This is a genomic window from Thermogemmatispora sp. (assembly GCF_019683635.1).
GTDB lineage: Bacteria > Chloroflexota > Ktedonobacteria > Ktedonobacterales > Ktedonobacteraceae > Thermogemmatispora.
The window spans coordinates 15,599-39,729 of the sequence record NZ_JADGIA010000018.1 but is presented as its reverse complement, the minus strand read 5'-3'; the positions used below and the strand labels follow the sequence as shown (position 1 = coordinate 39,729).

The 24,131-nt window shown below is 60.2% G+C and carries 18 protein-coding genes and 1 tRNA gene; 10 read left to right on the top strand and 9 right to left on the bottom strand.

The genetic code is table 11. The features are described from left to right. Positions 1-330 precede the first annotated feature (330 nt). The gene (locus IRZ31_RS03930) at positions 331-1,779 is read left to right on the top strand and encodes a hypothetical protein (protein WP_297149771.1); all 1,449 of its coding nucleotides are present in this window, start codon (positions 331-333) and stop codon (positions 1,777-1,779) included. A gap of 19 nt (positions 1,780-1,798) precedes the next feature. Next, positions 1,799-3,265 carry an extracellular solute-binding protein gene (locus IRZ31_RS03925; RefSeq protein ID WP_297149768.1) on the top strand — a complete coding sequence of 489 codons (1,467 nt, stop codon included), beginning with the start codon at positions 1,799-1,801 and terminating at the stop codon, positions 3,263-3,265. Positions 3,266-3,406: 141 nt separating this feature from the next. Here the strand turns inward: IRZ31_RS03925 and mtnP are convergent, their stop codons facing one another. Together mtnP and tyrS are read right to left on the bottom strand one after the other, a co-directional pair. Beyond that, positions 3,407-4,279: an S-methyl-5'-thioadenosine phosphorylase gene (gene mtnP / locus IRZ31_RS03920; RefSeq protein WP_297149765.1), complete on the bottom strand. Its 873-nt coding sequence runs from the start codon at positions 4,277-4,279 to the stop codon at positions 3,407-3,409. 101 nt (positions 4,280-4,380) lie between these two features. Beyond that, complete coding sequence (gene tyrS / locus IRZ31_RS03915; protein WP_297149762.1) at positions 4,381-5,640, bottom strand: tyrosine--tRNA ligase; 1,260 nt, start codon at positions 5,638-5,640, stop codon at positions 4,381-4,383. Between the two features lie 404 nt (positions 5,641-6,044). On the opposite strand from tyrS, the gene IRZ31_RS03910 reads away from it, so the two are divergent. Beyond that, positions 6,045-6,476 (top strand): Hsp20/alpha crystallin family protein, encoded by a 432-nt coding sequence (locus tag IRZ31_RS03910; RefSeq protein ID WP_297149760.1) that lies wholly within the window; start codon positions 6,045-6,047, stop codon positions 6,474-6,476. A 237-nt stretch (positions 6,477-6,713) separates the two neighbouring features. Here IRZ31_RS03910 and IRZ31_RS03905 read toward each other — a convergent pair whose 3' ends face one another. Then, positions 6,714-7,769 carry a phosphoribulokinase gene (locus tag IRZ31_RS03905; protein ID WP_297149757.1) on the bottom strand — a complete coding sequence of 352 codons (1,056 nt, stop codon included), beginning with the start codon at positions 7,767-7,769 and terminating at the stop codon, positions 6,714-6,716. A 275-nt stretch (positions 7,770-8,044) separates the two neighbouring features. Here IRZ31_RS03905 and IRZ31_RS03900 point away from each other — a divergent pair, with 275 nt between their 5' ends. After that, the gene (locus tag IRZ31_RS03900; protein ID WP_297149754.1) at positions 8,045-10,051 is read left to right on the top strand and encodes a bifunctional homocysteine S-methyltransferase/methylenetetrahydrofolate reductase; all 2,007 of its coding nucleotides are present in this window, start codon (positions 8,045-8,047) and stop codon (positions 10,049-10,051) included. A gap of 263 nt (positions 10,052-10,314) precedes the next feature. Here IRZ31_RS03900 and IRZ31_RS03895 read toward each other — a convergent pair whose 3' ends face one another. Further along, positions 10,315-10,623, bottom strand: a complete 309-nt coding sequence (locus tag IRZ31_RS03895; protein WP_297149751.1) for a hypothetical protein — start codon at positions 10,621-10,623, stop codon at positions 10,315-10,317. A gap of 752 nt (positions 10,624-11,375) precedes the next feature. On the opposite strand from IRZ31_RS03895, the gene infC reads away from it, so the two are divergent. Then, positions 11,376-12,065 carry a translation initiation factor IF-3 gene (infC, locus tag IRZ31_RS03890; protein ID WP_297149774.1) on the top strand — a complete coding sequence of 230 codons (690 nt, stop codon included), beginning with the start codon at positions 11,376-11,378 and terminating at the stop codon, positions 12,063-12,065. A gap of 576 nt (positions 12,066-12,641) precedes the next feature. Beyond that, positions 12,642-14,048, top strand: coding sequence for a S41 family peptidase (locus IRZ31_RS03885; RefSeq protein ID WP_297149748.1), 1,407 nt, complete (start codon positions 12,642-12,644; stop codon positions 14,046-14,048). 649 nt (positions 14,049-14,697) lie between these two features. Here the strand turns inward: IRZ31_RS03885 and IRZ31_RS03880 are convergent. The 5 genes from IRZ31_RS03880 to IRZ31_RS03860 form a co-directional block, all read right to left on the bottom strand. Then, on the bottom strand, positions 14,698-15,225 hold the full coding sequence (locus tag IRZ31_RS03880; protein WP_297149744.1) for a hypothetical protein: 528 nt from the start codon (positions 15,223-15,225) through the stop codon (positions 14,698-14,700). A 96-nt stretch (positions 15,226-15,321) separates the two neighbouring features. Then, positions 15,322-16,263: a hydroxymethylglutaryl-CoA lyase gene (locus IRZ31_RS03875; protein ID WP_297149741.1), complete on the bottom strand. Its 942-nt coding sequence runs from the start codon at positions 16,261-16,263 to the stop codon at positions 15,322-15,324. A gap of 215 nt (positions 16,264-16,478) precedes the next feature. Next, the gene (locus tag IRZ31_RS03870) at positions 16,479-17,969 is read right to left on the bottom strand and encodes a hemolysin family protein (protein ID WP_297149738.1); all 1,491 of its coding nucleotides are present in this window, start codon (positions 17,967-17,969) and stop codon (positions 16,479-16,481) included. A gap of 8 nt (positions 17,970-17,977) precedes the next feature. After that, the gene (gene glmU / locus IRZ31_RS03865) at positions 17,978-19,444 is read right to left on the bottom strand and encodes a bifunctional UDP-N-acetylglucosamine diphosphorylase/glucosamine-1-phosphate N-acetyltransferase GlmU (protein WP_297149736.1); all 1,467 of its coding nucleotides are present in this window, start codon (positions 19,442-19,444) and stop codon (positions 17,978-17,980) included. Between the two features lie 245 nt (positions 19,445-19,689). Next, a tRNA-Gln gene (locus tag IRZ31_RS03860) sits at positions 19,690-19,763 on the bottom strand. Between the two features lie 386 nt (positions 19,764-20,149). Between IRZ31_RS03860 and IRZ31_RS03855 the strand changes: the two genes are divergently transcribed. From IRZ31_RS03855 to corA, 4 genes are all read left to right on the top strand, one after another. Next, positions 20,150-20,635: a DUF4395 domain-containing protein gene (locus IRZ31_RS03855; RefSeq protein WP_297149733.1), complete on the top strand. Its 486-nt coding sequence runs from the start codon at positions 20,150-20,152 to the stop codon at positions 20,633-20,635. 31 nt (positions 20,636-20,666) lie between these two features. Further along, positions 20,667-21,140: a thioredoxin family protein gene (locus IRZ31_RS03850; RefSeq protein ID WP_297149730.1), complete on the top strand. Its 474-nt coding sequence runs from the start codon at positions 20,667-20,669 to the stop codon at positions 21,138-21,140. Between the two features lie 158 nt (positions 21,141-21,298). Then, positions 21,299-22,906, top strand: coding sequence for a carboxyl transferase domain-containing protein (locus IRZ31_RS03845; protein WP_297149727.1), 1,608 nt, complete (start codon positions 21,299-21,301; stop codon positions 22,904-22,906). Between the two features lie 118 nt (positions 22,907-23,024). After that, a complete protein-coding gene (gene corA, locus IRZ31_RS03840) occupies positions 23,025-24,002 on the top strand; it encodes a magnesium/cobalt transporter CorA (RefSeq protein WP_297149724.1) in 978 nt (325 codons plus the stop codon). Positions 24,003-24,131: the final 129 nt, after the last annotated feature.

Below are 24,131 nucleotides of genomic sequence, written 5' to 3'. Positions count from 1 at the left end.
TGGCCAGTGCGCCAGGAGCTCCAGGATGAGGCAGTGGGGGTTGCCCTTGCAGAAGAATCGGCACAGGTGCCTGTCTTGCGGCAGGAACAGAGGGAGGTCACAGGAGGCAGATCTGGGGCGGCGACAGAGATGCAGCCAGTCCTTCCTGTGGAGGGAAGGGACCGTTGGAGGCAGTTCGCCAGCTGGAAGGTCGTGACTCTACTCGCTCTCTTCTTCTTCTGCGTTCTCTGCGTCTCTATTGGCTATCTGGCTCTGCCTACCTCTCGTCCGGCAACAGGGATCCGCGCGGGCAACACTGCTGCGGCGATGGCAGTCTGCAGCCAGGCAGGTATGCCTGGCGCAGTAGGGCTGACTACCGAGCTGGTGGATGGCGATTGTGTCGGGATCAGTGTCGGCCAATCGATCTTCGACCAGGGCAATGGTCTGACAATCAGCGCCAAGCTGCAGGCGGCGGCTCTACTCAGAGCAGGCCGTATCAGCCAGGCGCGGACCTACTTTCTGCTGGCTCGTAGAACTGATCCCACGGATGCCGAAGCTGGTATCTATAGTGAGGACCTGCTCTACCTCTCTCAGCCGCATCTCTCCCTCCTGGTAGGAGTTCATTTCTCGCATCAAGGGGGTCTCTACGCGCAGCAGGATGCGCTTCAAAGTCGAGCTATTCTACAGGGGGCGCTCGTCTATCAGAAGGAGTATAACAGAGGTCAGGGGTCGCGGATGAAGCTGGTCCTTCTCATCGAGAATAGTGGCTATAGCGCAGAGACGGCTCTGGAAGCTGCCAGACTGACTCAGAAGTGCCTCCAGGTGAAAGGACTGCATGCTCTGGCGTTGATTGGCTGGCCATTCGGGCTGGCGGGGGATGATGTGGTGCAGGAAGGTATGAGCAGCGACCTGCTGAAGCTGCTGTCGAGTATGCCGGTTCCCATTGTTGCTTCGGTCCCGACGGATCTGAGCGGCCTGCTCCCTAACTTTTTCAGCGTTGTGCCCTCGCTCCAGGGCGAAGCCGCCGCCCTCGTGGCCTATATGCAGCATATTGGAGCACATAATCCTGATGTCATCTATGATGAAAATCTGCCCTCTGCCCAGGCCCTGGCTCATGATCTGCAGAGTCTCACCAATCGTCGGCAGCAAGTCTATCCTTCCCAGGCTTACACAGGCGACTCTGCCGAGGGGATACAAGATAGCCTAAAGTTCATCACGCCGACGAACGATGCACTTGTCTTTATTGGGGCGGCCCCCAGCGCTGTCATTTTGCAGAAAGCCCTTGCCGCTCAGCGCTATTCTCATCTAGTCGTCCTGGGGACAGACATCCTCTATCATTATGTGGATCTCCTTTCGTCCAGGGATCGCGCGGCCCTGGTCGGGCTACATTTTCTAAGCTTTGCCTACCCCGATGAATATAGTTACTTTCTACCTGGCAAACAGCCGCCGGCCTTCTTTGCAGACTATCTCAACGAATTTAGCCCGCCGGGACAGAGCGAAGGACCAATCACCTATGGCAAAAGTCGCGAGGAGAGCGAAGTGATTCTGTCCTATGATGCGCTCACTGTGGTCTTCACCGCCTTCCAGAGGGAAGGGTCGGAGAGCGCGCTTCTGCAAGGGCTGAAGAGCATCAGCCCGGCGCTGCCAGTGCAGGGGATCAGTGGTCAGATCGCTTTTGGTCCCGACGGCTATCCCATCGATAAAGCGGTGCTCGTCCTCAAAATTGTCCCTGGACCGTCTCCCGCCCAGTCCGGCCCCTATACCGAGCAAGAAATGCTCATCAGTGGACGCTATAGCTGATTCTCGCAGGAGCTAAGCCATGAGGCAATTGCCGCAGTTGTCGGGCCTGAGCGCGAAGTTCGAGCAAGGCTGGAGCCGGCGCCAGCTTTTGGCCGCGCTAGCCGGGGGGACGTGGTCCCTGCTCTCCTCGTGCGTCTCCGGTAACGTCTCCCAGCCGATCATGGGCGCCTGCAGCTCGCAGGTCGCCCTCTGCTCGCCGACGGGGGGAGTCGACTCCTCCTCACCCACGCAGATCTTCTGGTCTGCTGAACCGGACCCCAAAGGGATCTTTAAAACGCTGGTAGACACCTTCAATGCGTTAGGCTTTGGAGTGCAGGTCACCTTAGTGGCTCAAGAAAGCAGCACCGATGACTATCATCAGTGGCTACGTCAGCAGCTCAAAGCGGGTCGAGAGGTCCCGCAGGTCTTCTCACTCGATATCATCTATACTGCCGAATTTGCAGAGCGGCACTGGCTCGTTTCTCTAGATGAGCTGCTTTGTCAGAGCGATGGTGAGCAGTACCTGCAGACGGCTCTTACTGCTGCCAGCTATCCCACTGCTGGAGGGAGGCTGTGGGCCTTGCCTCTCCATAGTGATGTAGGTCTGCTCTTCTGCCGCAGCGATATCCCCTATGCTACGGGCGAGAGCCTGCCACCCTCATCCTGGAGGCAGCTCAGCGCGATGGCACGCGAGGCGCAAGCCAAACAGTCTGTCACTGCTGTTCTCCCAGGCTGGGGTTATCTTTGGCAGAACGCTCGCTATGAAGGGCTTGTCTGCAATGCTCTGGAAGTCTTTTCAGGCTACGGCGCCCAGCTGGTTGCTGAGGACGATGACCAGCAAGACAAGCGGCCAACCTATCGAGTGGTTGTTGAGCGCTATCGAGATCAATTGGAGCAAGCCTTAGGGGAGATGGTTTCCTGGGTCCAGGGTCCGGGTGCGATTACCCCGCTGCAGGCCCTGGAGAGTACTGGAGACATACAGGGGCTGGATGAGCCGTTGACGATCGCCCACTTCAATCAAGGGATTGCGGCCTTCATGCGCAACTGGCCCTATGCCTACAACCAGCTCGATGTCCGTGGGCTAGGATCGCAGGTTCATGCCCACCAGGTAGCTGTCTATCCTCTGCCAGGAGCAACCCGCCCCTGTATCGGCGGTTGGCAGGTTGCTATCAATGCTCACACCCCTCCACGAGAGCGAGCAGCCGCCCTGACCTTTGCTCGCTGGCTTCTATGTGATTCCGCCCAGAAAGCGCTCGCCGGCAGCCAGAACTACCTGCCTGTCCTGAAGGCGATTTATGACGATCCTGAGCTGCAAGCCAACCTACCCTTCTACAGCGGTCTGCGGGACATGATTGAAGGGCGCGGGCAGTTACGTCCGCGCCTGACGCAGTACGCGCAATTTTCCAGTGCTGTGCAAGCGGCAGTCTACGGCGCCTTGCGGGGCGAGCACAGTCCTGTCGAAGCCATTGCCCTGCTAGAGAGAGATCTCCATACCGTGCTTGGCTAGGGTCTTACACATCAGCGGAAGGTTGGGAGTAAGACGGAGCGCGGCCTGCGCTGCCAGGGGATGAGCTTGCGCCAGACTGCCGGACAGCGAGCAAAGCCATCAGACAGGCCAGCGCTCCGAACAAACGCAGCTACTGACTGACTACAGATACTTCTCGATCAGCAGGCGATACTTCTCGCGGACGGCCTCGGGAATAACGGCGCGGTCGGTAATGATGGCCGAAGCCAGCGCCTGGGAGCAATCGCAGCTCACCGTGCTGCGGTCGGCAGGGATCTTACTGACCAGGCGGCGCAAGATGCGCTGCGCATTCGTCACATTGGCATTCAAATTCTGCACCACCAGCTCCACCGAGACCGACTCTTCGCTCTCATGCCAGCAATCGTAGTCGGTCACACAGGCCAGGGTCGCATAGCACAGCTCCGCCTCGCGGGCCAGCTTCGCCTCGGGCAGGGCTGTCATGCCGATAATGTCCATGCCCCAGCTGCGGTAAGCCAGAGACTCCGCCTTCGTCGAGAAGAGCGGTCCCTCGATGCAGACATAGGTCCCGCCCTCATGGACGCGCACATCGCCGAGTTCGCGGGCTGTCTCCAGCAGGAGCCGGCTCAGTGTGGGACAGAACGGTTCAGCGAAGGTGCAATGGACCACCAGGCCGCCCTCGAAGAAGGAGTTCACGCGGCTCTTCGTACGATCGAAGAGCTGGTTGGGAACGACCAAATCACGGGGGGCAATGTGCTCGCGCAAGCTGCCGACTGCACTCACCGAGATCACCCATTGCACACCCAGGCTCTTCAAGGCCCAGATATTGGCGCGAACCGGAATCTCGGTAGGGCTGAGGCGGTGGCCCCGTCCGTGGCGCGGCAGGAAGGCCACTGGCACCCCTTCCAGCTTGCCGATGGTAATCACATCGCTGGGAGCGCCAAAGGGCGTCTCTACCGCCACCTCCTCTAGATCAGTCATTCCCTCCATGCGGTACAGTCCACTGCCGCCAATCACCCCAATGGTTGCCTGTGGCATAGCGATCGCATTCCTCCTTGCTGGCAGAAATCATCAAGTCGGGTGTGGGCTTCCCAGCGCGGCGCTGGCACTGCTGGGAGGCCCACCTGCTTCGGACTTTCTCAAGACTGGACTGAAGAAGAAGAAGGCGAAGTAATGCGCAGGTAGCGCAGCTTGCCAACTTTGAGTACGGCGCCCTCGCTGGGAGGCACCATGAAATCGGGCGTCTCGATCTTTTGGACCTCGCTGGTAGCGCCGTGGGGGAAGAAGCTTACACCTCCCTGTTGGATCAGGCGACGAGCCTCGTTGCGGCTGGGAACGAGCTTGGCTTCCACCAGGAGGGTGACAATATTGACCGGCTCCGTCAGCGGATAGTGTGGCATCTCCTCCGGTAGCTGTCGCTGCGAGAACTGGCGAATAAAGGCTTCCTCGGCTGCCTGAGCGGCTTCGGGGCCGTGGAACTCGCTTACGATTTCACGAGCCATGCGGCGCTTGACCACCATTGGATTGAGGGTCCCCTCGGCCATCTTGCGGCTCATCTCCTCCAGCTCCTCCTCGGGGACATCGGTCAGCGTCTCAAAGTAGCTCCTCATAGCGTGATCAGGCAGCGACATCAGCTTGCCGTACATATCGTTGGGTGGGGCCGTCAGGGCAATATAGTTATTCAACGATTTGCCCATCTTCAGCTGACCATCCAACCCCACGATCAGCTGGACTGTGAGAATCTGCTGCGGCGGCTGACCAAAGATTGGCTGCAGCTCACGACCCACCAGCAGATTAAAGGTCTGATCGGTGCCGCCGATCTCCACATCGGCGCGCAGCGCCACTGAATCGTAGCCTTGCAAGAGCGGATACATCAATTCTGAAAGATAAATCTCGATGCCGCTGTGGAAACGCTTGGCAAAATCGTCGCGGGCCAGCATCTGCGCCACCGTCTTGTAGCTGAGCAGGCGCATGACATCGGCCAGGGTGAACTGATCGAACCATTCGCTCTGCCAGCGTACCTCGGTCTGCTCGCGATCAACGATGCGGTAGAACTGGTCGAGGTAGGTAGCGGCATTGGCCTTGACCTGCTCGGCACTCAGGGGCTTACGCGCGTTCTCTCGCCCGCTCGGATCGCCCAGGCGGGCCGTCCAGTCGCCGATCACCACCACGGCCTTGTGGCCCAGACGCTGAAACTGGCGTAGCTTGCGGAAGACCACCGCATGCCCGATGGTCAACTCGTAGTGACTGGGATCAACGCCAAGCTTGACCCGCAGTGGCTCCCCGTGGTTGCCTTCCAACAGCAGGCGCCTCAGCTCTTCCTCTTTCTCCACCAGCACCACGCCGCGTTTGAGCACCCGCTCGATCTCTGCTGGCTCTGGTGAGTGCTTCACCGTCACGTCTTCTGCACCCTTCCTCTTCTAACGGATTTGGTGAGATGAGATGGCTTGCGTATTGCCTGCATTGTAACAGAAAGCGAGGGTGGCGTCGAGAGGCTGAGTTTGATAGTATCATTATCAACTTTTCTAACAGAATTCTTATAGATCGCAAACGTTGCTCTAATACAAAGCACGCTATACTCTAAGGCGAGAGACGGGCCCAACCCGGAGCCGGGTGCCCGGCGACTGGCCCTCAACGGGCCAGCCTGGGATAGCAGCCTGGCAGCCGAAGGGATGGGGCCGTCAGCAGCGACGGACGAAGATGATGTGAGCGAGAGAGGCCGCAAGTTCTCGGAGACAGCAGCATTGTTTGATCTATTGGCAGGCAAGAAGACACAGTTAATGAAGGAGGTGTTGGTAGTCCTATGCCGGATCTGACCCGCTACAATCCGTTCCAGGAGATGATTTCGCTGCGCGAAGCGATGGATCGCCTCTTTGAGGAGAGCTTCATTTCGCCGCGCAACCTCTTGAGCCGGGGTGTTGCCTCGAATCTCTACGAGACGAAAGATGACTTCATCCTGCAGATTCCCATGCCGGGTGTCAAGCCGGAGGAAGTGGAGATCACCGCGCAGCAAGACACAGTCTCTGTCAAGTGGGAGACAAAGCCTGTAGCGCCGGAGAACGCGACGGTCCACTGGCGCAACTTCGGCGAGGGGCAGTATCAGCAGTCGTTCACGTTGCCTGCGCCGATCAATCCCGATCGAGCCGAGGCCAGCTATCAGAATGGCATCCTGACCCTGCGCCTGCCCAAGGCCGAGCAGGCCCGCACGCGCACCGTCAAAGTCAACACCCGCTAAGCGGGGCGAAGCACGCAGCGACACAGCAAGGCTGGCCCGCCAGCTCCGTCCCCAGCCATGCAGCGAGTTTCCACTGGGGATGAGAGCGTCCACAGGCGCAGGCCAGCCTTGTGGTCTGGTAGGCCAGATCTGCCCAGGCCAGGCCGTACCGCTCCAGATGTTCTCCAAACCGAGGGTGCAGGCGAGGGTGCAGGCGCTGGTGCAGGCGCTGGGGCAGGCGCGGCTGGCAAGAGTGGCCTATGATCGTTGCTCCGGCTCGCGTTCGCGGCCCCCGCAGCCCTCCACCGGCTCCCCCGAGGCGGGGGGTTCCCTCCCGCTAACTTCCTCGTCCTCAGTGCTCTGCCGCAGACGATTTCGTGCCTGAATAATGTGGTAAAGAATAATGAGCTGTGTCAGCGCCAGCGGGTCGCTCTGGCGCAGCACGTTCCCGACGTAGAAGCGCCCGAGCATACTCAGGCGCTCTGGACGCAGGTGATTGATCTCCTGCATATGGGCCCAGATACAATTTTCCAGCTCACAGGCCTTCTGATGGCTAATGTCGCCGTCGATCTCCAGTACATCGCGCAGCACCCCGTCGTAGACCTCCTCCACCAGGCGTAAGGCAGGCTTACGTCCGTTGTGGGAAGCTTCCAGCACATCTGAGAGATCGATCTTGGGGGCATGCTTGGCCTCGATCAGGCGCACATCGAGATGGGCCAGATCGCGCGTGCGGTAATACAGGCTTCCACGATAGAAATGAACAATGATATCGGCAAAGCGCTTTTGCGGCTGGATATAGAGGCGACTATCGCGGCGGCGCAGCGCGATCTGCTCCCGCACCTGCTCGACGGTGTAGCCGCGAGAGGTGCTATCGCGCATAATCTTCCACTGCTGCTGCAGGGCGGCCTCGGGATCGAGATAAATACGCACATGAGCGAGGCGGCGCAGCTCGGGCGTAAAGAGCGCGTGGAGGCCGTGGACGAAAATAATCTCCGCCGGCTTCACCTCCTCGGGCGGGCCAAAGGTGCCTGTACGGTGATCGTAGACCGGCTTCAGAATCGTCTCACCGCGCGCCAGGCGTTGCAAATGCTCTGTCATCAGCGGAAAATTATTAGCGCACGGATGAAGGGCGGTGATGCCGGCGCGCATGCGTGCCGCGCGATCCAGGGTGTGATAGTCATCGAGGCAAATATGCGTCACGGAATCCTGGCCAAAGAGCTGGACCATTCCATCGGTCAGAGTGCTCTTCCCTGACCCGCTGTCCCCGCAGACCGCGACAATGAGAGGCTTGTGAGCTGTCTTCTGTCTCTCCATGAGTTAGCCACTGATTAGCAGACAAGCAGGCAAGACGAGTCGGGGTACTGCTGCCTGGCATCTGCGTGCTCTGAACACCATCCGTTCCACCTCGCCGGAAGCGGACCTTTCCCAAGGGTTCGCTGGTTAAAAGTATAGCATATCTCGCCTATCTCGCGGCCAGCCTGCCCTTCCCAGGCGCATCGCTCTGGAAGAAGAGGCCAGAGAGGGAGTACAATAGAAGGACAACGAAGCGAACTCAATTGTCAGTATTGCCGGTGGAGTGGTCTGTTATTATGGAACACGTATTGTTGGAGCGATTGCGGCAGGGTCCGCTGCTGTGTGATGGAGCGATGGGAACCCTGCTCTACGCGCGTGGCGTGCCTTACGAGCAATGTTTCGATCTGCTCAACGTAACGCGTCCGGAGTTGATTCAGGGTATCCATCGCGAGTACATCAGCGCCGGGGCCCAGATCATCGAGACGAACACCTTTGGCGCCAACCGTCTGCGTCTGGCTGCCTACAACCTGGAAGATCGGGTCCGCGAGATCAATTTTCAGGGTGTGCGGCGAGCGATAGAGGCGCGCGAAATTGTCGGTCTGCCGGTCTTTATCGCGGGCGCAGTTGGACCAAGCGGACAGCCGCTTCAGGCGCCCGAGAGCGGGCGGCTCAGCGAGGTGCGGGCGGCCTTTCGAGAGCAAATCGAGGCCCTGCAGGAGGGGGGGGCCGAGCTGCTGATTTTAGAGACCTTTACCAGTCTGGCCGAACTGCGCCAGGCCATTCTGGCGGCCCAGGAGGTAGGTGGGCTGCCGATCGTGGCCCAAGTCAGCTTCTACGAGGATGGGCGCACGCTCTCCGGTCAGTCGGCGGCCAGTGTAGCGCGAGAGTTGTATGAGCTGGGGGTCGATGTCATGGGGGCCAACTGCTGCGTTGGACCGGCCATGACTCTGGAGGCGCTGCAGGGGATGATTGGCGCCCTCGGCGAAGAGATTCAAGCCGCCGAACAGCAGGGAAAGCGTCCCCCGCTCTTTGCGGCCCAGCCCAATGCCGGTCTGCCGACGCGCATCGGTAACCGCTTCTTCTATGTCTCGACGCCCGACTACTTTGCTGACTATGCCCTGCGCTTCGCCCAGGCTGGGGTGCGGCTCATTGGCGGCTGTTGTGGCACCACACCGCGCCACATCGAAGCCATGCGCAAGGCGCTCGACGCCCACTACGGGGGTGGGACTGGAGCCGTGGGCCAGAAGGAAGAGGCCGGGCAGCAGAATGGGCTGTCTGCGTCCGCCCAGGGACAGGAGGCCAGCCGCGCGGCCCCAACGGTGATGCCAGGGCGTGGCGAGCGCCGTTCCGTGATCGGCACGCTGCCCGAGGAAGAGGTGCTTCTCCCCCAAGAGGGGAGCAAGACACGCCTTCAGCAGAAGCTAGAGGCTGGCGAATTCGTTATCAGCGTTGAGTTAGACCCGCCTATGGGCCTCAATCCTTCCAAGATTCTAGCCGGCGCCGCCCAGCTCCAGCGCGATGGCGTCGACTGCATCAACATCGCCGATAGCCCGCTGGCCCGCGTGCGCATGAGCTGCATCGCCCTGGCTCGCCTGATCCAGGATCACCTGGGCATGGAGACTATCATCCACTTTACCACCCGCGACCGCAATCTGATGGCGCTCCAGGCCGAGCTATTAGGGGCCCACGCCCTGGGACTGCGCAATATTCTCGCCTTGACAGGCGATCCCCTGCGCGTCGGCGACTATCCCAACACAACCGGCGTCTGGGATGTCGATTCGGTTGGACTCATCCGTATTCTGCGTGGGATGAATGAGGGGCACGATGCGGCAGGTGGCTCCATCGGCGCCAAAGCCTCTTTCCATATAGGGGCCGCCCTTAACCTCAATGTCAGCGAAGAAGAGGCCGAGCGTGAGATCGAGAAATACTATCGCAAGCTGGAGGCCGGGGCCCACTTTATCATGACCCAGCCCATCTATGAACTGGCTCCCCTAGAGCGCTTCCTCAAGCGAGTTGGCAAGCCGCCGGTGCCCGTGATTCTGGGATGCATTCCCCTCCATAGCTGGCGCCATGCCGAGTTCCTCCACAATGAGGTGGCCGGCGTCACTATTCCCGAGCGCGTGCGCGAGCGTATGCGCTTGGCGGGAGACCAGGGCACAGAGGAGGGCTTGCGGCTGGCTCAGGAGCTGCTGATGGAAGCGCGCGACCTCGTTCAGGGGGTCTATCTGCTTCCTTCCTATCGACGCTACGATATTGTTGGACGTCTCACCCGCTTGCTGCGCGAAGCGCCTGCCAATGCCTGAATTGAGTATCTGTTTGCCCGCCTACTCCACATACGGAAAGGCATGGCACAGCAGAGCGCTGGCCAGGCGGGGGCAGGCGCCGCGGCAGTAAAGCGTCTGTCTACAAAGATGAAAGAAAGAGCACGGCGGCAGCGAGAGCCGCTCGCTCAGGTGCCAGGTGCAAACGGGTCAGGTACGCGGCAGAACGCAGGAGGGAGAAGGTTGGGGTCTTGGCGCCTGGGTGGAGAAGGCCCCGCCGGTCTCGCGCGTTCTCCTCGCCGTGCTCACGGAGTGCTGGCGGTCTCACTCTCATAGACGAGGCCATCAGGACGTGGCTGGGCCGGATAGCGCTGGAAATACTGGCTGCTTGTTCCGGGGAGGAATGGCCCGCCAGGCAGATTCCAGCCGTAAGGGCGCGAAACCACGTTGATGCGAGGAAGGACGAGGGAAGCCGCCAGCCGATAGCGATCTCTGATATAGCGCTGCAAGATATCGGCCAGTTGCTCTTCGGCCTCGTAGAGCGTCTCCGCATAGATGAATGAGTGGACGGTGCGTCTTCCAATAGTGATGTGACCAGTGTAGAGCGTTCGCATGGGCTTGCCTCTTTTGCCGGGGTTGTGCACATGCACAAGGGACCCTGAGAGCCAGCGCCACTGCGAGCAGCGCCGGGGGGGCGGTCGCTGTAGGCAGTAGACGCTAATGAACCTGTACCGGGAGCGAGAGCGCTGGAAGAAGCTGGCCCAGGTGTCTACAGGTAAGCCTGCAGGCGGCCTGTGAGAGCGACAGGCGAAGCTGCCGGGCTAGCCGGCTGCTCCTACGTGCTATCACTGGGGGTGCCAGCGTGGGGGCGGGGAAGATGGAGACAGCTGCCAGGCAACCGCTCATAATGGTCCTCCTTTGCAGTTTCCGCTGCCGCAGGTTGCGGAGAGCGGAGCGGAAGCAGCATCTGAAGCACAGACAATGCGCATAGAAGGACGCAGCCAGAGATCTTCTGCGTCTGCTGAATGCATAGAGGATAGAACGAACAAACGCATTACCTCAATAAGTATAACATACGAAAGGGTCAGTCTGTCGCGGCTTGCCGACTGGTGAGAAGTTGCAGGCGGCGAAAGGCGACGGGGCGGGGCTAAGAGCATGTCGTGGGCAGCGCTAAGGCGCTGGGAGAAGAGAGGGGAAGGAAGGTGCCAGGAGGCCCCGCGAGGGCGGCGCACGTGCGCAAAATCAATTGACTTCTCCCACCCCTTATGCTACACTTAATCCGTCTATCCAGGGATAGACACCGGTCCTGGAATAAACAGGTAAGCAGGTTGTCACAAGTCAGGAAAGGAAAAGGGAGGTTTGGCCTATTAACAGAGATCCTCGGGGGAATGACCGGACGCGCGAAACACGGGTCAACGAGCGCATTCGGGCACGAGAAGTACGCCTCATTGATGAGAATGGCGAGATGATCGGCGTGATGCCGACGCCCCGCGCTCTTGAGATTGCCCGTGAGAGGGATCTGGATTTAGTCGAAGTGCAGCCCAATGCTGTACCACCGGTCTGCAAGTTGATGGACTATGGACGGTACAAGTACGAGCAGGCCAAGAAGGAGAGCGAGGCGCGCAAGCATCAGAAGACGATTACCCTGAAGGAGATTCGCCTGCGCCCTCGCACCGATGAGCACGATATCGGCGTCAAAACTCGCAAGATTCAGGAGTTCTTAGCTGATGGCGATAAGGTGCGGGTCAGCGTCCAGTTCCGCGGACCAGACTTGCGCCACCCAGAGATTGGCCGTAGGCTGCTGGATAACATCGCCGAGACCCTGAAGGGGACGGCTGTCATCGAGCGCCCGCCTATAATGGAGGGCCGGGTGATGTCGATGATTGTCTCGCGCGCGCCGGGGTGGGAACCGCCAAAGAAGCAGGCACCTACCCCCTCCGGTAAACGCCAGGTGGCCACGGCGGGCGCCGTGGCTGGCAGTCAGGCACCAACCTCCCCATCCGCTCCTGCTGCTGGGAGCCAAGAGGTGGGGGACGCCACTGATCGTCAGCAATAGTGACAAGCGTAGCCCTGTGGAGTAAAAACTCCTCCTGAACCTCCTCTGCCAGGAAACCCGCTCAGAGAAGGAGTGAGGAGAGGGCTACGGTACTACGGTACCAGGAGCTTCCCAGGATTAGTAGTCACGCCTGTGGACAGAGACAGGGGAATGCTGGCTGTCAGGAGTTGGTCCCTCTAGCTTCTGACAGCGAAACTGCTCTGGAGGAAGCGGACCGACCGCCGTTTGGCTTGAACCTGTCCTACACGGGACAGCGTTGGAAAACGGTACTGTCGCCTTCCTGGGCTATCAGGAGCGGATGCCCTTCTCCTGTAGAACAGTAGAATAGCTACCACTGCAGGCAAAAGGACGTAGTTCTCAGCAACTACGTCCTTTTTCTTCCTCATTCGCATGAGCGGTTGACTTTTCCTGGCAAGGCGACTACCATACGAGAAGGACTGACCTGGTGGTCCCGCCGGAGTTGCCCCGCCTGGCCTGCCTGCCTGTGCTTGCCTCTACCTGCTGTCTGTTTCTTTCTGACCTGTTAAGTTTGGTCGGTTGCTAGCTAGCTAGAGACGCATTCTTGGGAGGAATCTGGTGAGCAACTACTATGACCCGCGCTGGTATGAAGACGGTGAGCGGCACAGTCAGAGTTCGTTTTCAACCGGGAGCATCTCCGACTCCGGCTCTGATCCGCAAGCTGCTGCCTCACCTCCACTCGACGCTCCAAGTGCTCCAGCTGATCAGTCCGCGCCCCCTGGTTGCCGCATTGCTGTCCGCCGTGCCGTCACAGTGACTGCGCTGCTCATCCTGGCTTTCATCGCCGGCTGGTTCAGCCACCAGTTTTTCTCTTCTGGCTCCTTCCCCGCCAGTAGCCAGTCGCAAAAATATGCCCAGTTGTTCCAACAGGCCTGGACCCTGGTTGATCAGAAGTATGTCGATCGCAAGGCGATAAACTATCAGAAGATGGCCTACAGCGCCATTCAGGCCATGCTCGACACCCTCGGTGACAAGGGTCACACGCGCTTCCTCACGCCCGATCAGGTCCAGGCCTTTAACCAGTCGCTCAGCCCGACCCTGGTTGGCATCGGCGTCTACATCCAACAAGATCCAACTACGAAGCAGGTAGTCATCAGCGACACAGTGCCGGGGGCCCCGGCGGAGAAGGCTGGTCTGAAGCCTGGCGACATTCTCCTCTCGGTCAATGGTCAGAATGTGCAAGGCAAAGATCTGGAGACGATCAGCTCGCTGCTGCGGGGGCCAGAGGGTACCTCGGTCTCGGTGACGGTGCGTCGTCCCAGCACGAATCAGACGCTGACCTTCCACCTGAAGCGGGCCAAGATTACTGTCCCGAATGTCATTTTGCATTATATCCCCGAGGTCCATGTCGCCCATATTCAGATCGTTCAGTTTGCCGATGGGGTCAGCGATCAGCTCCGCAGCAGCATTGAGCAGGCCAAAAAGCTGGGGGCCAAGGCCATTGTGCTTGATCTACGTGGCAATCCTGGCGGCCTGGTCGAGGAGGCCATCAACACAGTCAGCGAGTTCCAGGCCAGCGGCACCGTCTTCCTGGAGCAAGATAGTTCGGGGAGGCGCACACCGTATCAGGTCACGGGGCATGTAGTCGATGGGAAGATCCCGCTGGTGGTGCTCGTTGATAACGGAACAGCCAGCGCCGCCGAGATCGTCTCGGGAGCTTTTCAAGACAACCATCGGGCGGTAGTTATCGGGACGCGCACCTATGGTACAGGGACGGTGCTGGAGCAGTTCCCGCTCTCCGATGGCTCCGAATTGTTGCTGGGCACGGCTGAGTGGCTGACGCCCGATGGCCACTTTATTCGCCAGAATGGCATCCAGCCCAATATTGTGGTCTCTCTGAAGGCAGGGCAAAGCCCCCTGACGCCAGCAACAGAGAATCGCGACCACATGACCTATCAGCAGATTCTGCAAAGCGGCGATAGCCAGCTGATTCGCGCGCTCCAGTATCTACAGGGTCAGCACTAGAAGACGTGTCCTCAATCAGAGGCTGCCAGCGCGCGCCAGATCCGTTCATTCAGATCAGAATAGTAGAGCGTGGAACAACAGTGTAGAATAACAGCAAAGTGCGATCCTGCAGATGACTAAGGCGAGGCCAGTGAGCCAATGAGCTGAGAGAGAGGCGGGCCGAAGGAAGGTGAGCGGCGGTCTAGGTTTGCCTGGTCCGCCGCCACGCCACGAGAGGCGGCGGCGAACAGAGAGGCGAGATGGTCAAGGCAGAAGCCGGAGTAGCCAGCGGGCAAGGGCAGAGTGGAACAGCCAGGCGAAGACAGCCTTGTCCTGGCTGGCAGCTTCCTCTCGGATGGCCACTATCCTGGCAGGGCCGCCTTGGCGATGGCCAGCGCTTCCTACGCCAGAACCAGCGCCAGATCGATAGGGGAAAAGCTGCAGCTTCTTGCGGCGGACCGGCGGACAGCCAGACGTCCCTTGCACGCCGTTCGTTCTCGCATCCTGCTAGAGAGCGGTAGGCCGATGTGATGAATCTACCTTCATCAGGCGGTAAACAGATTGCTAGCGCAATCCAGAGGCGACGACCCTGTTGGCTGGATTGCTGGGAGCGTCCTCGATTCACTAGGTGAGGTCGTCCCTACTCCTGGTACAAGAAGACCTCTGGTGATCAGCGTCGCTGAGATGGGGACGGCGGCTGGTAGCCTGGATAGTCCAGCGGTTCCCCTGGCCAGGGGGTGCCTCCCCACCAGGACAACTGTGGGGGGGGAGCCACAGGCGGCTGTCCAGACCCGGCCATCGCCGCAGGAACAGCCGTAGCTGCCGAGCCTGCTGGCCTCTGACGAGGTCCTCCTGATCGAGCCGAGGGCGAGGCAGTCGTGGAGAAGGCTTGACCTGCCAGGCTTGCGTGCGCATCTCGCCCAGCGACCGGCTCGCGCGCGGCTGACGAGGCAGCAGCTGCTGCCGAAACCCGCTTCCGACTCAGCAGGAGGATCAGCCCTTTGAGGAGCAGGACAAGGCCGACAAAGGCCAGGCCACCCCCCAGAATTACCCAATAGGGATAGATATATTCGCCGCTACAAGCAGCATAAGCAACCACAGCCCCCACGGGAATCAACAGGACTCCCACAAGAAGCTGCAACAGCGGCTTCTCCCTCCTGGAGAGAAAGCGGTAGAGCCAGTAGAACAATCGGGTCATCAACTTGCTCCTTCCTCAGAACAAGACAGCAACCGGTCGATGGGATCAGCCATCGATACAGGTGTCTATTTTAGAAAGTGAGGAAGGGGCAGTCAACTAGCTCTCGCTGCACGGAGCCTGAGCAGTAGCAGCAAGGTAATATTTGCTCGTCGGAGGGTGATCGAGTACCGTGGCGATGAAGCGTGTGGCCCTGACCACCTGCTCCAGCGAGACGCCGGTCTCGATGCCCATGCCGTGGAGCAGATAGAGCAAGTCCTCGGTAGCCAGATTGCCGCTGGCCCCGGGAGCGTAAGGGCAGCCACCCAGACCACCGGCGGAAGAATCCACGCAGCTCACGCCCATCTGGAGGGCGGCCAGCACATTGGCCAGAGCCGTGCCGCGCGTGTCGTGGAAGTGCACAGCCAGCCGCTCAAGAGGAATGCCTCCTTCGTTCAACAGCAAATCCAGAACCTCAACTACCTGATTGGGGGTAGCCACACCAATGGTGTCGCCCAGCGATAGCTCAGCGACGCCCATCTCCAGCAGTTCCAGGGCTACTGCCAGCACACGCCGGGGATCGACACGTCCCTCGTAGGGGCAGCCAAAGACCGTCGAGATATAGCCCCGCACGCGCACCCCTTCGCGCTGAGCCAGCGCCAGCACAGGGCGGAACTGGGCCAGGCTTTCGGCTACCGTGGCATTGATATTGTGCCGCGTGAAGCTGTCGCTGGCCGCCGTAAAAACGGCTACCGAGCGCAGTCCTGCGGCTAAAGCCCGCTCCATGCCCTTGAGATTCGGGACCAGGGCCGTCAGGCGCAGTGTCGCTGGCAGGTCGCGCAGGCCCGTCATAACCTCGCTGGCGTCGCTCAGCTGTGGGACAGCCCGCGGACTGACAAAAGAAGTCACCTCGATCTCTGAGTAGCCCGCCTCAGCGAGCAGACGAATGAAATGGATCTTCTGCTCCGTGGGAACACGCACTTTCTCGTTTTGCAGACCATCGCGCGGTCCAACCTCGACCACGCGCACCTGGCGTGGTAAAGTAGAGAGATCTAGCTTCATCGCTCTACGCGGCCCAATCTAACCCAAACCGCCTGTGACCCGACAGCGAGCGCTGCTGCTGGCTGGGTGGTGAGAGGCAGCTCGGGACTGAAGCCGCTCGCTCCTTTCTCCAACGGGGAGTCTGGACTCAGCTGGCCAAAGCGCAGGTCGCGGGCGGCCTGGGTGTATGACATGCGTACGCCAGGCCGCCCGGGCTTTGTGTTCTGCGGACTGGATCAGGAGAGGTTGGTCGCCTCCCTCATAACGGGGGACTGAGCCATTGCCTGCCGGGCTGGAGCGGGCGCTCGTTGCTTCTCAGGGCTATCCAACGCAGGTGTTGACGTCGAAGGCGGTGGGGCCGGCAGCCTGGGCCGCTCGGCGGGGGCCGCCGACGACTCCTCGGCACCTGGGTTGCTCAGGCGTAGCACTCGCACCTTCGTGATGCGTCGCCCACGTGTTGCCAGCACCGTCAGATTCAAATCCCCATAGGTAATCGTATCACCAGCTACTGGGATCTTGTCGAGCTGAGCATAGAGGAAGCCGCCAAGCGTCTCGTAGTCCTCGTTATCAAGCTTTGTTCCCATCAGCTCGTTGAAGTCGTCGATATTCATCTTGGCGTCGACGATATACTCCGTATCGCTAATGCGCTCGTAGAGGTTCTCCTCACGATCGTACTCATCCTTAATATCGCCGACGATCTCTTCCATCAGGTCCTCGATTGTCACCAGACCAGCGACCGAGCCGTACTCATCGACCACGATGGCCATATGTGTGCGCCGCTGACGGATCTCGCGCAACAAATCGTCGAGCTTCTTCGTTTCTGGCACAAAGTAGGCCGGACGCACTAACTCGCGCACCAGGCGCGTATGGTGGCCCTGGCGCAGCTCCTTGAGGAGATCCTTGGTATAGAGGATGCCCAGGATATTGTCTAGAGACTCCTCATAGACAGGAATACGGGAGAGGCCGCCCTGCAAGGCCACATCGACGGCCTGATCGACGGTAGTATCGGCCTCCAGCGTAATCATGTCGATGCGTGGCACCATCACCTCGCGCACCGGGGTATCGGCGAACTCGAAGATGCTATGGATCATCTCCTTCTCTTCCTCTTCGAGGACGCCCTCTTGCTCGCCGACCGAGACCAGCAGGCGCAGCTCCTCCTCTGTTACGAAGGGGCCTGCGTGCTTTAGCTCGCTGCCGAGCAAGCTCGCCAGGGAAGAGGTGACCACGCCGAGCAACCAGACCAGCGGTCGCAACAGCCAGGCGGCGGAGCGTACGAAGCCGCTGAGGGCGCGCGCCCAGCGCAGGGGGTTCTGCACAGCGGCAGTTTTCGGTGTGATCTCACAGAAGATCAGCACGATCAGCGAGATGAGCACAGTGGCGATCAGCTCGCCCCAGGTGGCCGAGAAACGCAGGGCCAGGACCGTGGCCATGCTGGAGGCCACGATCACTGCGATGCTATTGACCACCAGGATCGTCGAGAGGAACGTATTCGGGTGAGCCAGCAAGCGCTCCAGCTCAGCGGCCTGGGGATCACCCTCCTCAACGAGGTTTTTCAGCTTGATGCGGCTGACCGAAGTCAGCGCGGTTTCGGCGGCGGAGGCTGTGGCGCACAGAATCAGCGCAATGACCAAGATGATCAGCTGCAGCCAGGCCACGCCGTCGAGCTGGGGGAGAGAGAGGCTGAGAGCGGCGGCGATCCTGACAAGGGGTATGCCATCGGCGTCCATAGTTGTAGTTACTCCTTTTTGCCTCCTTCCGCTTCTGAGGAGGCCTGTTCTGCTGCTGCCGCGGGATCGAGCATACGCAGCAGACGGGCGGGCACACCAACCACTAGCGCATGGGGAGACACGTCGCGGTTCACCACTGCGTTGGCGCCCGTCATGGCTCCCTCACCGATGGTCACGGGCGGCACGATGATCGTATCGCAGCCGATGAAGGCCCCGTCCTCGATGACCGTACGGTACTTCTGGCGTGTGATCCCGTTATAGTTGGAAGTCACTGTTCCTGCACCAATGTTGACATGTGCCCCGACAGTGGCATCACCGATATAGCTAAAGTGATGCATGTCTGTTTCCGCACCGATATACGAGTTCTTCACCTCGCCAAAGTTGCCCATGCGCACGCCACGAGCCAGATGGGCGCCGGGGCGACAGTGGCTGAAGGGGCCGATCCGTACATCATCTTCGAGAATAGTCTCTTCAAGAGCCGAATTCCGAATGATACAGCGGTTTCCGATAATCGACGACTCGATGGTAGTTCCTGGGCCGATCCGACAGCCGGAGCCGATTTGCGTTCGGCCAGTGATCATGGTGCCGGGCAGGATAACCGTGTCGGGTCCGATGGAGACCTCGGCGTCGATGTAGGTGGCCGCAGGATCGACGATCGTCACGCCCGCGTACATGTGACGCTCCAGGATGCGGCGCCGCAGGATCTGCTCCGCCGCCGCCAGCTGCACGCGATCGTTCACGCCCACCGTCTCCTCTAGAGCGCCGGTTACCGTCGCGATGGTGCGCCCTTGCGAGCGCGCAATGGCCACCAGATCGGTGAGATAGTACTCGCCACTGAAAGGATTGCGCGCGAGGCGGGGCAAGGTCTCCCAGAGCCAGCGACGCTCGAAGCAGTAGACACCCGAATTCACCTCTTTAATGCGCTTCTGCTCTTCGGTAGCGCGCTTGACCTCGACGATCTCCACCACGGCGCCCGAGGTATCGCGAACCACGCGCCCAAAGTCCGAGGGCTGCTCGGTGATAGCCGTTAAGAAGGTGATGGTGGCCTGGCTCTCCACATGCTGAACCAGGACGCGGGCCAGCATCTCGGCGCTGATGAGCGGAGTATCACCGTAGCAGACGAGCACCGTCTCAGGAGGAGGAGTCAGGGCCTCGACGGCCTCGCGGGCGGCCAGGACAGCGTGGCCGGTGCCCAATTGCTCAGCCTGCAGAGCGTAGTAGCAGCGCTCACCAAAGGCGGCCTGGACCTGGGCGGCCTCGCAGCCGACGACAACAATGGGGCGGTGAGCGGTAATGGTGGCTGCCAGTGGAGCAAAGGCAGAGGTGAGAGGAATCGTTTCCACGGCATTGAGCACATGGCCTAACATCGGCAGCCCGGCCAGCGGATGGAGCACCTTGGGAATGGCGGAACGCATCCGCGTGCCCTTGCCCGCTGCAAGGACCACGGTCACATAGGTCTTCATTGTTGAATTCACAAAACCTCTTGTTTCATGGCTGTCTCCTCAGCGATTCGTGCCCCTGCGCCACGAATCGCCGGGCTAAGCTGCGCTGAGCCAGACAGAGGAGTCGATTATCCTTCTGCTCAGGCGCGGGAAAGAAATAAGCTCCCCCTTTTCCTTGCTTGCTGCCTGCGCAAGCACGATAGAGAATATCGATCAACCCTTGAACCTGGTCGTGAGGGACCGATCCCTGCTCTCGCCGACGGAGAGCAGGAGCCAGATGGTTCGGGTGCCAGGATTCGAACCTGGGATCGCGGATCCAAAGTCCGCTGCCTTACCGCTTGGCCACACCCGAAAGTGACGGCACGCTCAGCCGCTCCAGTCGCGTCTCGCCTGGCTCGTGCTCTCCGACTCCAGGCAGCCGACTAGCCTTCTGCCCGCCTAGCCGCTGTTGCATGCTCTGGCGATAGCGTAAAGCCAGGACGCGACACCTTGTCTGTAGCTGTCCGAAAACAGGATACCTTTTCTTGCCAGCCCTGTCAAGGGGGGATGGCGGAGCTGACTGTCGCTGTGCTCTACCGTGCAGCGGGAATACGGCAGACTGTGGAGTGGTTGTTTACTTAATAGATACACTATGTTATCATTCACCCAGGTGAAGGCTCGGTTCGAGAGGCGCTCATCTCCTTGGATGGAGGTGGGTGCTTGTCCCTCAGCCTGATCTGAACTGGAGGAGGAACTGCTGTGGAAGCCGCTTCTGCAACTGATTTGCGCGTCGATACGCACCTGGCGAAGTTTTCGCAGGGCAGTGTGGTTGTGCTGACGGCCCTGGCCTTTCTGTTGAATTGGCCGCCGCTCGTGCTGATCACCGGGCTGCTTCTGGCCTGGAGTGCCCTCTGGCCGACGGTTGGTCCATTTGCCTTGCTCTATCGGCATGTGCTCGTACCGAGCGGTCTGTTGAAGCCACGCCTTGTCGAGGATGATCCTGCCCCCCATCGTTTTGCTCAGGGTGTAGGAGCTACCTTGCTGCTGGTGGCTGGGCTGGTGCTCCTGTTGACAGCGGCGACAACGGTCGGCTGGGTCCTGGACCTGCTCGTGTTTGTACTCTCCTTTGTTAATCTCACGGTTGGCTTCTGCGCTGGCTGTCTGGTCTACTACTATCTGGGGAAGCTCGGCCTTGTCCCGCGAGTGCGCTATGAGGGGGGCTTCCACTGGCGCGGCGTGAGGTAGGAGAATGCGGGCAGACGGAGAGAGCTGAGAGATGCTAAACGTGATGCTCTGGCGGGCGGCCTTGCTGGTCCTGCTGGCCGCCCTCCTGTGGGCTTTCATTGTGCTCGGACGGCGTTTTGTAGAACGGCAGCGCCGGGCGGCCCTGGCGGCGCCGGCCCTGGCTACCGGTCTCCAGAGTGGCTCGGGGACTTCCAACCCGCCGGTACGCATTTTGCTCTTCAGCAGCGCCGAGTGTCAGCAGTGTCATCGCTTGCAGAAGCCGGCGTTGCGCCAGGTGCAGGCGGCCCGCGGTGATCTCGTCAGGGTGATCGAGGTGGACGCGCCGACTGAGCCCCAATTGACGGCTCGCTATCGAGTGCTGACCCTTCCGACGACGGTCGTGCTCGACGGCCAGGGCAAAGCCCAGGCGGTCAACTATGGCTTTGCCCCCGCCGGGCGGCTGCTGGCCCAGATCGATGACGTACTGGCGCAGCAACACATTGAGCGAGCAGCGCCTCTGGCCTGAGCTTCTTCTCTTCCTCCTCAGCTGGCCTTTTTGTGGCCTGGGGCGCCTCCCTGCTTGTGTAGAGGGCGGTCTTCGTCGAGAAGGAACATCTTGACGAAGAGGAGCGCCTCATGCCACAATGGCAGTGATTTCTTCAGAGAGGAAGAGAAGAAACGCCCATGCGAGTCCTTGAAACGCATGTTGACCGCAGCAATCCTGAATTTCAGGAAAATGCACGCTATTTCCGTCAGCTTGTGGCCGAGCTGAAGGAGCGTCTGCAGCAGGTGCAGCAGGGCGGAGGCGCTGATGCCGTGGCTCGCCATCGGAAGCGCAACAAGCTGCTTGCGCGCGAGCGCATTCGTTTACTCTGTGACCCCGACACCCCGTTTTTGGAGCTGAGTCCGCTGGCTGCCTGGGATATGTACGAGAACGAGGCCCCCTCGGCGGGCATCGTGACCGGTATTGGGGTGGTGGAGGGCCAGGAGTGCATGATTATTGCGAACGATGCCACCGTCAAGGGCGGGACCTACTACCCGATGACGGTGAAGAAGCATTTGCGCGCCCAGGAGATTGCCGAACAGAACCGTCTCCCCTGTATCTATCTGGTCGACTCGGGCGGTGCCTTTTTGCCGCTGCAAGCCGAGGTCTTTCCTGACCGCGATCACTTTGGGCGCATCTTCTACAATCAGGCGCGGATGTCGAGCCAGCGTATTCCGCAGATTGCCGTGGTGATGGGTTCGTGTACTGCGGGCGGGGCCTACGTGCCGGCGATGAGCGATGAGACCATCATCGTGCGTGGCACGGGGACGATTTTTCTCGGTGGGCCACCGCTGGTGAAGGCGGCGACTGGTGAAGAGGTGAGCGCCGAGGAGCTGGGGGGGGCCGATGTCCACTGCCGTATCTCGGGAGTGGCTGATCACTATGCCCTCAATGATGAGCATGCCCTCGCTATCTGCCGCAGCATTGTGGCCAATCTGCAGCGGCGCAAGTACATTCCCTGGGAGATCACTGAGCCGGAGCCGCCGCGCTACGATCCCGAGGAGATCTATGGCATTGTGCCGCGCGACTATCGCAAGAGCTACGATGTGCGCGAGGTGATTGCTCGCCTGGTCGATGGCAGCCGCTTCCACGAGTTCAAGGAGCTGTATGGCACGACGATTGTCTGCGGCTTCGCCCGCCTGATGGGCTATCCCGTGGGCATTATTGCCAATAATGGGGTGCTCTTCTCGGAAAGCGCCCTCAAGGCGACCCATTTTATTGAGCTGTGCGCCCAGCGCCAGATCCCGCTGGTCTTTCTGCAGAATATTACCGGCTTCATGGTGGGGCGCCAGTATGAGAGCGGCGGCATTGCCAAGGATGGGGCGAAGATGGTGATGGCGGTGGCCAACGCACCGGTCCCTCGCTTTACGGTGATTATCGGCGGCTCCTTCGGGGCGGGCAATTATGCGATGTGCGGGCGCGCCTACTCGCCGCGCCAGCTCTGGATGTGGCCCAATGCCCGTATCTCGGTAATGGGAGGTGAGCAGGCGGCCAGCGTTCTGGCGACGATCCGCAAGGAGAACCTGGCGGCGCGCGGAGGGACGATGACCGAGGAAGAGGAGGCGGCCTTTAAGCAGCCAATTCTGGAGAAATATGAGCGCGAAGGCAACCCCTACTACAGTACGGCTCGCCTGTGGGACGATGGGATCATCGATCCTTGTGAGACGCGTACGGTGCTGGCTCTGGGGATCGCTGCCTCGCTCAATGCGCCCATGCCTGAGACGCCTTTCGGCGTCTTCCGCATGTAGCATGGGCATGGTGAGGAGCCTCTGGCGCCGGCAGAGCGAGATAGGCCGCAGGCGGAGCAGGAGACGCGCCGGCTGGCAGCTCCTGAGTTCATGAAGGAAGAAGGAAAGGCCCACGCTTATGTTGAAAGCGCTGCGCTGCAATTCCCTGGAGCATTGCTTTCAGCGCGTCACCTCGCTGGCCGAGGCCAAGCAGGCGCTGGCCGAGCCGCAGACCGTTCTCTGGCTCGACCTTTTCAATCCGAGTCAGGAGGAGCTGCAGGATGTTGGGGTGGCCTTTCATTTGCATCCGCTGGCCGTAGAGGATGCCGGTCATAAGCATCAGCGCCCCAAAATCGAGGAGTATGACAATTTCTACCTGCTCGTCTTTTATACGGTGCAGGCCGAGCCGTCCACAGACCGTTTGCGGGTCTGTGAGTTGTCGATCTTTCTGGGGGAGCGCTATTTGATCACGGTGCATAGCGAGCCTATTCCCGAGCTGGAGGAGACCGAGCAGCGCTGGACGCGCAATGTGCGCCAGCTTGAGGGCGGGGTGATTGTCCTGCTCTATTCCCTCCTCGACACGATCGTCGATCAGTATTTCCCGGTGCTGGATGCGATGGTCGAGCAGGCCGAGGCCCTGGAGGATCGCCTCTTCAGCGGTGAGCTGCGTCAGCGCTCCTTTACTCAGGACCTGCTGGCCCTCAAGAAGCGCTTCCTGACGCTACGCCGTATCGCCGGTCCCGAGCGCGATGTGCTCAATGTGCTCACGAATCGCGATAACCCCCTCTTCAATGAGCATGCCTTGCTCTATTTCCGCGATGTCTACGATCACGTTATGCGCGTCGCCGACACCGTTGATCTCTATCGCGATCAGCTGAGTTCGACGATGGATGCGAACCTCTCGATCGTCTCCAATGACCTCAATAAGACGATGCGCACGCTGACGGCAGCCTCGATTGTTTTGATGGTCGACGCCTTGCTGGCGGGTATCTGGGGGATGAACTTTGAGTATATGCCCGAGTTGCATTGGACCTATGGCTATGCGCTGGCTCTGATGGTGATGGCCGTGATCTCACTGCTCCTGCTGCTGATCTTCCGTCGCCTGCGCTGGCTCTAGTGCGGGTGGTGTGGGCCTGGTCAACACAAGAAACCCAGGCTGTACGCTGGCAAGAGGATGGTATAATAAAAAACAATGAGCAAATGAGAAGCTGCGGCGGCGAGAGGCTCCCTGCTCGTGGGGGGCCGG